Consider the following 11,031-nt stretch of genomic DNA (forward strand, 5'->3'; position numbering starts at 1 on the left):
CATGCGCGACGGCCTCGGCCTGCGGCTCGAGCTCAAGCTGCACGACCCGCGGGACAGCAACGTGCGGCTCGTCGGCGCGCTGCGTCGCCCCGCGGAGTCCGTGCCGCACGACCAACCGGGCCGCGGGTTGACGATGGCCGCCGAGCACTTCCTGTTCGCCAACCCCGAGCTCGACCAGGTGGCCGCGATCAACGCCCGCTACCCGGGCATGGCCGCGCCGCCGGTGCGGCTGCTGCCGACCAACCTCGCGCCGGAGGCGCTCGGCGCACTCTATCGCGGCACGGAGCAGGTGGTCATCGGCCAGCGCGAGGAGGACCTGGCGCCCGTCGTCGTCAACTTCGCCGACGAGCCGCTGCTGATGGTGTTCGGCGACAGCAAATCCGGCAAGACCACGTTGCTGCGCCACATCATTCGCACCATCCGCGAGCACTCCACGCCCGATCAGGTGGCCTTCACGGTGCTGGATCGCCGGCTGCACCTTGTCGACGAGCCGTTGTTCGCCGACAACGAGTACACCGCCAACGTCGACCGCATCATCCCGGCGATGTTGGGGCTGGCGAACATCATCGAATCGCGGCGTCCCCCGGCCGGGTTGTCGCCCGGGGAGCTGGCCCGGTGGGCATACGCCGGCCACACCCACTACCTGATCATCGACGACGTCGACCAGATACCGGACGCGCCGGCGATGAGCGGCCCGTACGTCGGGCAGCGGCCATGGACGCCGTTGATCGGAATCCTTTCGCAGGCGGCCGATCTGGGGCTGCGGGTGATCGTCACGGCGCGGGCGACCGGATCCGGGCACGCCCTGATGACCAACCCGCTGCTGCGCCGGTTCAACGACTTGCAGGCGACCACGCTGATGCTGGCGGGCAACCCGCAGGACAGCGGCAAGATCCGGGGCCAGCGCTTCGGCCGGCTGCCCGCGGGGCGGGCGATCTTGTTGGGCGACAGCGACATTCCGACGTACGTGCAGTTGGTCAACCCGCTGGTGGGTGAGGCCGCGATGTTTGGTGAAAGGGGAGAGTCATGACGTTGCGAGTGGTTCCCGAGGGCCTGGCCGCGACCAGCGCCGCGGTGGAGGCGCTGACGGCGCGGCTGGCGGCCGCGCACGCGGCCGGCGCGCCGGCCATCACCGCGGTGGTGCCGCCCGCGGTGGATCCGGTGTCGCTGCAGACCGCGCTCGGCTTCAGCGCACAGGGTCAAGAGCACGCCGCCGTCGCCGCCCAGGGCGTGGAAGAGCTCGGCCGCGCCGGCGTGGGCGTCGGCGAGGCCGGCGTCAGCTATCTCGCCGGGGACGCATCGGCCGCGGCGACGTACGGGTTCTAAGGGCGCCCGACAATGACGTCCCCCGTTGCGCCCCTTTGGATGGCTTCGCCACCCGAGGTGCATTCGACGCTGCTGAGCGCCGGTCCCGGGCCGGGGCCGCTGTTGGCGGCCGCCAGCGCGTTGACCGCGCTGAGCACCGAATACGCAACGGCGGCAGCCGAACTCACCGGGGTGGTGGGCCAGGCCCAGGCGGGGTCCTGGGAGGGGCCGACGGCCGAGCAGTACGCGGCCGCGCACGCCCCGTACCTGGCGTGGCTGCAGCAGGCCAGCGCCGACAGCGCGGGCGTGGCCGCGCAGCACGAGATCGCGGCCGCGGCGTACACCGCCGCCCTGACGGCCATGCCGACACTGGGCGAGCTCGCCGCCAATCACACCGTCCACGGGGTGTTGGTGGCGACGAACTTTTTTGGCATCAACACGATTCCGATCGCGTTGAACGAGGCCGACTACGCGCGGATGTGGGTCCAGGCCGCGACCGTCATGGGCGCCTATCAGGCCACCTCGGGCGCAGCGCTCGCGTCCGCGCCGCGCAGCACCCCGGCGCCGGCCATCGTGCGGCCGGGCGGGGAGTCGAACGACGCCGCGGTCAACGCCGCGCAGAACACCTCCAACCCCGCGAACGCGATCTCCGACTTCTTCCAGCAGCTGGCCAAGTTCCTGCAGGACTTCTTCCAGAACATTCAGCAGCTGTTGCAGAACATCTTCTCGAACCTCCCGGCGTTGCTGGCCGCCAACGGCCCGCTGCTGTTCTTCGTCGCCTACCAGGTGTTCTTCAACGCCGTCGGCTGGCCGACCTGGGGCGCGATCCTGACCGCGCCCTTCCTCATCCCGCTGCTGCTCGGCATCGGCCTGAGTTCCCTGCTCACCGCGCCCGCCGAGATCGCCCCGGTGGCGGCGGGAGCCGCCGCGGCGCCGCTGGTCGCCTCGACCAAGCCGGCGTCACTGCTGCCGGCGGTCGCGCTGGCCCCGACGGTGGCGACTCCCGCTGGGGCGCCGGCCACTTCGGTCGCGGCGGGTACCGGTACCGCTCCCGCCCCGGCGCCCGCGCCGGCGCCGAGCACCCTGGCCTACCTGGTCGCCTACGGCGGTGACCCGGAGACCGGCGTGGGACCGACGGTGGGTGGCCGTGGTGGCGCCAAAGCGCCGGCGGCGACCATCCCGGCGGCCGGCGCGGCCGCGGCCAGCCGGGCGGAGGCGCGCGCGCGGCGGCGCCGCCGGGCCACGCTGCGGGACCACGCCGACGAGTTCGCGGACATGGATTCCGACATCGGCGTGCCCCCGGACTACGACGACGACGATGAGCGACTGGCCGCGGCGGTGGCATCCGGTGCCGGGGCCGGGACGCTGGGCTTCGCCGGCACCGCGCGGAAGGCGAACACCTTCCGGGCGGCCGGTTTGACCAAGCTCACCGACGGCGAATTCGGCAGCGGCCCAAAGATGCCGATGATGCCCGGCACCTGGGACCACGACCCGGCGCGCCCGACCGAGCCCAGGGAAGGGGGATAAGGCAGTCAGCCCGATGCTCGTCAGTCACCGAAACCCCATGAGACCGCAGAGAAAGGAAGCACCATGAGTATGTTGGACGCCCACATCCCGCAGTTGGTGGCCGCGCAGTCGGCCTTCAGTGCCAAGGCGGCGTTGATGCGCAGCACCATCAGTCAGGCCGAGCAGGAGGCCATGTCGGCACAGGCGTTCCACCAGGGCGAGTCCTCGGCCGCGTTCCAGGCCGCGCACGCCCGCTTCGTCGAGGCCGCCGCGCGGGTCAACACCCTGCTCGACATCGCCCAGGCCAACCTCGGCGACGCCGCGGGAACCTACGTCGCCGCCGACGCCGCCGCGGCGTCCGGCTACAACGCCTTCTGATCGAGCTTCAGCCGCCAACAACCGCGAAAGGACTTCTCATGTCCCAAATCATGTACAACTACCCGGCGATGTTGAGCCACGCCGCCGACATGGCCGGCTACGCCGGCACGCTGCAGGGGCTGGGTTCGGACATCGCCAGCGAGCAGGCCACGCTGTCCAACGCCTGGCAGGGCGACACCGGTATGACCTACCAGGCCTGGCAGGCCCAGTGGAACCAGGCGATGGAAAGCCTCGTGCGGGCCTACCAGTCGATGGCCAGCACCCACGAGGCCAACACCACGTCCATGCTCGCCCGGGACCAGGCCGAAGCCGCCAAGTGGGGCGGTTAGTTCCTGTCAGATGAGTGCTGAGCCCAACGCCGTCGAGCTGACGGTCGAGGAACGCCTGGCGTTGCGTGGCATCGGTGTAGGGCGAGGTGATCGCCAGCACCCACGGGAAGCTACCCGCCCCAATGGTTTCCGCTATGAACCAGGCGTTCCTCGACCGTCAGCGAGCCGAGCTGACCCGGATGGGTCTGGTATCGGAGGGCGGCACCATCAATCCGACGGTGGCCGACTGGATCAGGGTGGTGTGCTTCCCGGAGCGGTGGCTCGACCTGCGCTACGTGGGGCCCGCCAAGGACACCGGCACCGGCGAATTGCTGCGCGGCATCGTGGCTCAGCGTCCCGCGACCAGCGTCAAGACCGTCGTCGCGCTGCGCAGCGCGCAGCTGATCACGTTCACCGCCATGGACATCGACGACCCGCGCGCGCTGGTTCCGGTGCTGAGCGTCGGGCTGGCACAACAACCGCCGGCCCGATTCGACGAGTTCAGCATGCCGACCCGCGTCGGGGCGCGGGCCGACGAGCGGCTGCGCTCGGGCGCCTCGCTGGCCGAAGTCGTTGATTACCTGGGCATCCCGCAGTCGGCCCGGTCGGTGGTGGAGTCGGTGTTCAACGGCCCGCGCAGCTACGTCGAGATCGTCGCCGGCTGCCGCCGCGACGGCAGGCACGCCATCACCGAGGTGGGGATGAGCATCGTCGACGCCGCCGCGGGCCGCGTGCTGGTGAGCCCGTCGCGCGCCTTCGACGGCGAATGGGTGTCGACCTTCGCCCCCGGCACACCGTTCGCGATCGCCCTGGCGATCGAACAGCTGACCGCTTTACTGCCGGAGTCCGAATGGTTCTCCGGCCACCGCTTGGCCCGAGATTTCACCGCGCAACACGCGTAACCCCAACGGAAAAGAGAGCAACGATGTTTCAGGTATGGCCCCAGCGTCCTTCGAGGGTCCGGTGACGTCCGGCGCCGTCATGCCGATCGTCCGCGTGGCAATCCTCGCGGAAAGCAGGCTGACGGAAATGGCGTTGCCCGCCGAGCTGCCGCTGCGTGAGATCCTGCCCGCGGTCCAGCGTCTGGTGGTTCCTTCGGCGTCGAACGGCGAATCCGACGACACGGCCCGGGGCGCCGCCGACCTCGGTGACGCGACCCAACTGAGCCTCGCGCCCATCGGCGGCGCGCCGTTCAGCCTGGACGCCAGCCTGGACACGGTCGGGGTTGTGGACGGTGACCTGTTGGCGCTGCAGCCGGTGCCGGTCGGCCAGGCGGCCCCCGGGATCGTCGAGGACATCGCCGATGCGGCCATGATCTTCTCGACCTCGCGGCTGAAGCCCTGGGGCGCAGCGCATATCCAGCGCGGGGCGCTGGCCGCGGTGATCGCGGTCGCGTTCCTGGCCACCGGGCTCTCGGTCACCTACCGCGTCACCACCGGCGCGCTGGCCGGGCTGGTCGCCGTCAGCGCGATCGCGGCCCTGACCGCGATCGCCGGCCTGCTCGTCGCGGCCCGCTCGCCGCGCACCGCGACGGCGTGCTCGATCGCCGCGCTGGTGCCCATCGGCGCCGCCCTTTCGTTGGCCGTGCCCGGACGGTTCGGGCCGGCGCAGATCATGCTCGCCGCTGCGGGGGTCACCGCGTGGTCGCTCATCGCGCTCATGGTGCCCAGCGCCGAGCGTGAGCGCATCGTCGGGTTCTTCACCGCGACCGCGGTGGTGGGGGCCGGGGTGTTGCTGGCGGCGGGCGCCGAGGTGCTGTGGCACCTGCGGCCACTCGCCATCGGCTGCGGCCTGATCGTCGCGGCGCTGCTGGTCACCATCGAGGCGGCGCAGCTCTCCGCGCTCTGGGCGCGTTTCCCGTTGCCGGTCATCCCGGCGCCCGGTGACCCCACGCCGTCGGCGCCGTCGCTGCGGGTGCTCGAGGACCTGCCGCGGCGCGTGCGGACCGGCGACGCCCACCAGAACGGATTCATCGCCGCCGCAGTGGTTCTCAGCGTCCTGGGCTCCGTGGCGATCACCCTGCGCCCCGAGGCGTGCAGCGGGGTGGGCTGGTACGTGGTGGGCGCCACCGCGGCGACGTCCGTGCTGCGCGCGCGGGTGTGGGATTCGGCGGCGTGCAAGGCGTGGCTGCTGGCCCAGCCGTACCTGACCGCCGGTGCGCTGCTGGTGCTCTACACCGCGACCGGACGCTACGCCGCCGCCCTGGGCGCCGCGCTGGTGCTCGTCGCGCTGACCCTGGTGTGGGTGGTGGTGGCGCTCAACCCGCAGATCGCCGAGCCGGAGAGCTATTCGCTCCCGGTGCGACGGCTGGTGGGCTTCGTCGCGGCCGGGCTCGACGCGTCGCTCATCCCCGCCATGGCATTCCTGGTCGGCATCTTCACCTGGATACTCAATCGATGATCCGATCCGGATCGGCTTGTCTCGCCGCGGCTTTGGCGGCCGTGCTGTGGACGTGTCCGTCGGCGATGGCCATCGAAGCGCCGAAGGTCGATCCGGGTGTCCCGCCGCCCAGCGGGGCCCCGGGCGCCGTGCAGCCGATGGAGCAGCGCGGTCCGTGCACCGTCTCCGGGGTGATCCCCGGCAGTGACCCCGCGGCCGCCACACCCAGCCAGGCCACGCTGAATCTGCCCGGCGCATGGCAATTCTCGCGCGGAGAGGGCCAGCTGGTGGCGGTGCTCGACACCGGGGTGCGGCCGGGTCCGCGCCTGCCCAACGTCGACCCGGGCGGTGACTTCGTCGAGGCGACCGACGGGCTGACCGACTGCGACGGCCACGGCACCCTGGTGGCCGGGCTCATCGCCGGCCAACCGGCTGACGACGGCTTCGCCGGCGTGGCGCCCGCGGCGCGGGTGGTCTCGATCAGGACGACGTCGGCCAAGTTCTCGCCGCGGACGCCCGGGGGAGACCCGCTGATGGCGCGGGCGGCGCTGGACGTCACCACGCTGGGCCGCGCGATCGTGCGTGCGGCCGACCTCGGCGCCCGGGTGATCGACATCTCCACGCTCACCTGCCTGCCCGCCGACCGGCCGGTCGATCAGGCCGCGCTCGGCGCCGCGATCCGTTACGCGGCGGTGGACAAGGACGCGGTGATCGTGGCCGCCGCGGGCAACACCGGAGCGACCGGATCGGTGGGCGGCGGAACCTCCTGCGAGTCCAACCCGCTCACCGACCTGAGCCGCCCGGACGACCCGCGCAACTGGGCGGGCGTCACCTCGGTCTCCATCCCGTCGGTGTGGCAGCCCTACGTGCTGTCGGTGGCCTCCCTGACGCCGGATGGCCAGCCGTCGAAATTCACCATGGCGGGGCCGTGGGTGGGGATCGCGGCGCCCGGGGAACGCATCGTGTCGGTCGGCAACGCCGACGGCGGCGGCCTGGCCAACGGACTGCCCGACGAACACCAGCAGCAGGTCGCGCTGAGCGGCACCAGCTATGCGGCCGGCTACGTCGCCGGCGTCGCGGCGCTGGTCCGCAGCAAGTACCCCGACCTCAACGCCACGCAGGTCATCCATCGCATCACCGCCACCGCGCTGGGCGGCGCACGCGCGCCCTCCAACGTCGTCGGCACCGGCAGCGTGGACCCGGTGGCAGCCCTGACCTGGCAACTGCCCGCGGGCAACCAACCGCCCGCCGCACAGGTCAAACCCGTCGCCGTTCCGCCGGCGCCCGCGCCCAAGGACACCACCCCCCGGACCGTCGCGCTCCTCGGAACCGCCGCGCTGGCTGTGCTCGTCGCAGTCGCGGGCGCGATCGCCGCCACGGCCACCCGCCGACGAAAGGACCACACCCCGTGAGCCCCCAGCGCTGGATGCCAATCCCCGGACCCGGCCGAATCACGCTGGCGCTGTTGGCCGTCGTGCCCGCGGTGATGGCCTACCCCTGGCGGTCACCCCGTGATTACTGGTTGCTCGGGATGGCCGCCGCCGTGGTCGTCGTGTTGTTCGGTTCCTGGCGCGGCTTGTATTTCACCACCCTGGCGCGCCGCCGGCTGGCGATCATCGGGCGCGGCGAGACCGCGGCCGAATCCGATTCGGCCACGGCGACGACAGCGCTGCTGCGGATCGGCGTGCCGGGCGGCGACGCCGACGTGCTGCCATTGCCGTTGATCGCCGGCTACCTGGACCGCTACGGCATTCGGGCGCACAAGATCCGGATCACGAACCGGGACAACGCATCCGACCCATCGAGGCGCGAGACGTGGATTGGTCTCACGATTTCGGCCACTGAGAACCTGGCCGCGCTGCGGGCGCGCTCGGCACGCATCCCGCTGCACGAGACCGCGCAGGTGGCGGCGCGCCGGCTCGCCGACCACCTGCGGGAGCTCGGCTGGGACGTCACCATCGTCGCGCCCGACGACGTTCCCCGGTTGCTCACCTCCAACCCCCGCGAGAGCTGGTCCGGGGTGCAGCGTGGGGCCTCGGATTACCTAGCGGCATACCAGATCCCGGTCGGGGAGGGGCTGGCGGCCACCCTCGAGGCGATCAGGGAGCATCCGGCGCGCGAGACGTGCACCGCGCTGGAGTTCGCCGGTGACGGGACGCACCACACCGTCGCGGCCGCCTGCGCCTTCCTGACCGACACGCCGCCGGAGCGGATCGCCGCGCCGGCGGGGCTGGTACCGGAGCGCGGCAATCACCGGCCCGCGCTGCAGGCACTGGATTTGTTGTCCACCCGGCGGCTCGACGGTCACGCCAAGGTGGCGGCGGGCTTGCTGGCGCAGCTGGACTGGCCGACCCCGGTGCGCGCGGATTCGGTCGCCGAAGCCGCTAGAACATGACGGTCTGCAAAAACGCGGTCATCCGGCGCAGGTAGTCGAGCTGGCTCACGTGCAGCACGTGACTGCCCGGAAACCAGTGCAGCGCACAGCGATCCCAGTGTTCCCACAACTGGACGGCGTGCTGCGGTGGCGCCATCCGATCGCCGAGCCCGGTGATGATCATCCGCCGATCCTTGCTCGGCAGCGGCCGGTAGTTCAGCGGGCTGTGGTAGGACAGCCCGTCGGATAACTCCGCGTGGCTGATGCGGGACAGGCGCAGCCCGAGTCGCACGAGCTTGTTGGCCGGGAACCATTCGTCGAACAGGTTCGCCGGGGCGACGACGGGACAGTTCGGGATGACGGCCTCGAGCCGGTCGTCGACGGAGGCCACCAGCGCCGAGGTGTAGCCACCCAGCGATATGCCGGTCAGCGCGATGCGGTCGACCCCGGTGCCGTGCAGGTAGTCGATGACGGACCGGAAGTCGTGCACGGCCTGGGCCATCGCCTCGGCGAAACCGCTCAGGCCGCCGGCGAAATAGCCGAAACCGCTGAACGGCGAAAGCTTTTCGGCCCGCTTGCCGTGAAATGGCAAGGTGTACAACAGCACGTCGTAGCCGGAGCGGTAATACCAGGGCAGCGCGAAGAACCGCCCGTTGGCCAGGTACGACGATCCCATGAAGCCGTGGATGACACACAGCGTGGGGCGTGGCCCGTCGTCGTGGCGCCAGTGCTGGGCGCGCACGGTGTTGTTGGATCTGAAGGCGGACCACTGCGGGCGCATCGCGGGGTTGATCGCCCTGAAGCTGCTTGGGAACGCGATGTTTTCCACCGTCCCGCCCGCGACCCACTCGGTCAGCGGGCTGGCCCGCCGCGACGACACCCGCGGCGGCTCGGTCGGCGCGGGAAACGACTTCACCGGATCGCGTTGCGCGCCCAGCCCGGCGTAGAAGCTCAGGTTGGCGCGCTCGGCGCGGGCATCGGCGTGCCGCAGGGACGCGGCGACGACGGCGGGTGCCACCGTCGCGGTGAGCAGTGACGACACCCAGGTGCGCAGCGCCAGGTCGCCGATGGCCGAGCCCTCGACTACCATGCGCTGGCGGGGGGACAGCGCCGAATTCGGGGGCAAGCCGCCGTCGTCGACCGGGACGTCCGCGCCTTCGAAGGCGGCGGGAATCGGCGGTTCAATCGAAGTGTCGGGCGCCACGAACGCCGATGCTAACCGGCCGGCGCGGCGGCCGGGGCCACTTGGGCGGCGGGGCCGCATGCGGTAATACCGTTTGTCTATCTCCCCGGCCGGCGGCGGCGCTTTGATCAGGAGGACCGACATGTGGGATCCCGATGTCTACCTGGCCTTTGCGGACCATCGCAGCCGGCCCTTCTACGACCTGCTGTCCCGGGTGGGGGCGGAGCGGGCCCGGCGGGTGGTCGACCTCGGCTGCGGCCCCGGCCACCTGACCGAGTACCTGTCCCGGCGCTGGCCGGACGCGGTGATCGAGGCGATGGACAGCTCGCCGGAGATGGTCGCCGCCGCGAAGGAACGCGGCATCGACGCAGTGATCGGCGACCTGCGGGACTGGAAACCCAAGCCCGATACCGACCTCGTGGTCAGCAACGCCGCGCTGCACTGGGTGCCCGAGCACGCCGACCTGCTGGTCCGGTGGGCGGGCGAGCTGCCGCCCGGATCATGGATCGCCGTCCAGATTCCCGGCAACTTCGAGACGCCGTCGCACGCCACGGTGCGCACCCTGGCCCGTCGGGAGCCCTACGCAAAGGTGATGCGGGACATACCATTTCGCGTCGGCGCGGTGGTGCAGCCGCCGATCCAGTACGCAAACCTGCTGCTGGACGCCGGGTGCAAAGTCGACGTCTGGGAGACCACCTACCTGCACCAGCTGGGCGGGGAGAACCCGGTGCTGGAATGGATCACCGGGACGGCGCTGGTTCCGGTGCGCGAGCGGCTCGGCGACGAAGACTGGGAACGGTTCCGCGAGGAGCTCATCCCGCTGCTGGACGACGCCTACCCGCCCCGGTCCGACGGGACCACGATCTTCCCGTTCCGGCGGGTGTTCATCGTCGCCGAGGTCGGCGGTTCCCGGCGGTCCGGCGGCTAACCGCTCGCCTGTTCCTCGATGCCGCGGTCGGCGGCGAGCGCAGACCGGGCGGTCGGTTTCACCCGATGAATGTGCAGATACGTCTCGGTGTACCGGGCCGAGATGCGGGTGCCGGCGAACTCCGACGGGATTACATCACCCGTACGCTGACGCCAATCATGAAGCCGCACAGCCAAATCGGCCGCGATTTCGTCGGCGTCGGCGTCGCCGGCGGCCAGCAGGTTGGTGGTCTCGGTGGGGTCGGCGCGCAGGTCGTAGAGCTCACGCTGCGGGCGTGGGCCGGTGATGAACGGCGCGACGGCTGCCCCCGACGGGCTCTCCTCGATATCCAACGGCAGGTCGAGCAGCGGCCGCGGGGCGTAATTCTCGATGTAGCTGTATTCCTTGGTGCGAATCGCGCGGATGGGATCGAACGAGTCGTGATAGGTCTTCGTCGTGTATACGTGGTCCCGGACCGGCACGGTGTGCGGGTCGGGCGCGAGGAGGGCGCGGGCGTGCGATACGCCCTCGACGTCGGCCGGAACGTCCACGCCCAGCAGGCCCAGCAGCGTCGGCAGCAGGTCAACGCCGCTGAACAGCTCGTCGTAGACCCGCGGGGGCAGCGCCCGGCCGGTCGGGGGCCTGATGATCATGCCGATGCCGGTTCCCGCGTCATAGAGCGTGGACTTGG

General features: G+C 71.3%; 10 protein-coding genes and 2 pseudogenes. 10 read left to right on the forward strand and 2 right to left on the reverse strand.

What is annotated here, in order from left to right; genetic code table 11:
* The 9 genes and pseudogenes from A9X03_RS13260 to eccE all read left to right on the forward strand — a co-directional run.
* Window positions 1-1,030 (forward strand): annotated as a pseudogene (locus A9X03_RS13260) (type VII secretion protein EccC); the annotation flags it as partial.
* Window positions 1,027-1,326 carry a PE family protein gene (locus A9X03_RS13265; protein WP_068261448.1) on the forward strand — a complete coding sequence of 100 codons (300 nt, stop codon included), beginning with the start codon at window positions 1,027-1,029 and terminating at the stop codon, window positions 1,324-1,326. The pseudogene A9X03_RS13260 and the gene A9X03_RS13265, both read left to right, overlap by 4 nt.
* 12 nt (window positions 1,327-1,338) lie before the next feature.
* A complete protein-coding gene (locus A9X03_RS13270; RefSeq protein WP_068261451.1) occupies window positions 1,339-2,832 on the forward strand; it encodes a PPE family protein in 1,494 nt (497 codons plus the stop codon).
* A gap of 63 nt (window positions 2,833-2,895) precedes the next feature.
* Window positions 2,896-3,189, forward strand: coding sequence for a type VII secretion system protein EsxG (gene esxG, locus A9X03_RS13275; RefSeq protein ID WP_067278108.1), 294 nt, complete (start codon window positions 2,896-2,898; stop codon window positions 3,187-3,189).
* Window positions 3,190-3,227: 38 nt separating this feature from the next.
* A complete protein-coding gene (locus A9X03_RS13280; protein ID WP_067278112.1) occupies window positions 3,228-3,518 on the forward strand; it encodes a WXG100 family type VII secretion target in 291 nt (96 codons plus the stop codon).
* 137 nt (window positions 3,519-3,655) lie between these two features.
* A pseudogene (locus tag A9X03_RS13285) lies at window positions 3,656-4,399 on the forward strand (ESX secretion-associated protein EspG); the annotation flags it as partial.
* A gap of 34 nt (window positions 4,400-4,433) precedes the next feature.
* Window positions 4,434-5,897: a type VII secretion integral membrane protein EccD gene (eccD, locus tag A9X03_RS13290; RefSeq protein ID WP_156670266.1), complete on the forward strand. Its 1,464-nt coding sequence runs from the start codon at window positions 4,434-4,436 to the stop codon at window positions 5,895-5,897.
* Window positions 5,894-7,288 (forward strand): type VII secretion-associated serine protease mycosin, encoded by a 1,395-nt coding sequence (gene mycP, locus A9X03_RS13295; protein ID WP_067760830.1) that lies wholly within the window; start codon window positions 5,894-5,896, stop codon window positions 7,286-7,288. Before eccD ends, mycP begins: the two co-directional genes overlap by 4 nt.
* Window positions 7,289-7,302: 14 nt before the next feature.
* A complete protein-coding gene (gene eccE / locus A9X03_RS13300; RefSeq protein WP_067760832.1) occupies window positions 7,303-8,271 on the forward strand; it encodes a type VII secretion protein EccE in 969 nt (322 codons plus the stop codon).
* On the opposite strand, the gene A9X03_RS13305 is transcribed toward eccE, so the two are convergent.
* Window positions 8,261-9,454, reverse strand: a complete 1,194-nt coding sequence (locus tag A9X03_RS13305) for a S9 family peptidase (protein ID WP_068261453.1) — start codon at window positions 9,452-9,454, stop codon at window positions 8,261-8,263. The two genes, eccE and A9X03_RS13305, sit on opposite strands and share 11 nt — an antisense overlap.
* A 121-nt stretch (window positions 9,455-9,575) precedes the next feature.
* Between A9X03_RS13305 and A9X03_RS13310 the strand changes: the two genes are divergently transcribed.
* On the forward strand, window positions 9,576-10,361 hold the full coding sequence (locus tag A9X03_RS13310) for a trans-aconitate 2-methyltransferase (protein ID WP_068261456.1): 786 nt from the start codon (window positions 9,576-9,578) through the stop codon (window positions 10,359-10,361).
* Here the strand turns inward: A9X03_RS13310 and A9X03_RS13315 are convergent.
* Window positions 10,358-11,031 (reverse strand): sulfatase/phosphatase domain-containing protein (locus A9X03_RS13315; protein WP_368664945.1); only part of this gene is annotated, 674 nt, incomplete at its 5' end. The genes A9X03_RS13310 and A9X03_RS13315 overlap by 4 nt on opposite strands.

Origin of the sequence: Mycobacterium sp. E1715 (assembly GCF_001667625.1) — a bacterium.
GTDB lineage: Bacteria > Actinomycetota > Actinomycetes > Mycobacteriales > Mycobacteriaceae > Mycobacterium.

Coding starts and splice junctions, on each gene's coding strand:
- A9X03_RS13265 (WP_068261448.1), top strand. CDS start 1,027: ATGACGTTGCGAGTGGTTCCCGAGGGCCTGGCCGCGACCAGCGCCGCG.
- A9X03_RS13270 (WP_068261451.1), top strand. CDS start 1,339: ATGACGTCCCCCGTTGCGCCCCTTTGGATGGCTTCGCCACCCGAGGTG.
- esxG (WP_067278108.1), top strand. CDS start 2,896: ATGAGTATGTTGGACGCCCACATCCCGCAGTTGGTGGCCGCGCAGTCG.
- A9X03_RS13280 (WP_067278112.1), top strand. CDS start 3,228: ATGTCCCAAATCATGTACAACTACCCGGCGATGTTGAGCCACGCCGCC.
- eccD (WP_156670266.1), top strand. CDS start 4,434: ATGGCCCCAGCGTCCTTCGAGGGTCCGGTGACGTCCGGCGCCGTCATG.
- mycP (WP_067760830.1), top strand. CDS start 5,894: ATGATCCGATCCGGATCGGCTTGTCTCGCCGCGGCTTTGGCGGCCGTG.
- eccE (WP_067760832.1), top strand. CDS start 7,303: ATGCCAATCCCCGGACCCGGCCGAATCACGCTGGCGCTGTTGGCCGTC.
- A9X03_RS13310 (WP_068261456.1), top strand. CDS start 9,576: ATGTGGGATCCCGATGTCTACCTGGCCTTTGCGGACCATCGCAGCCGG.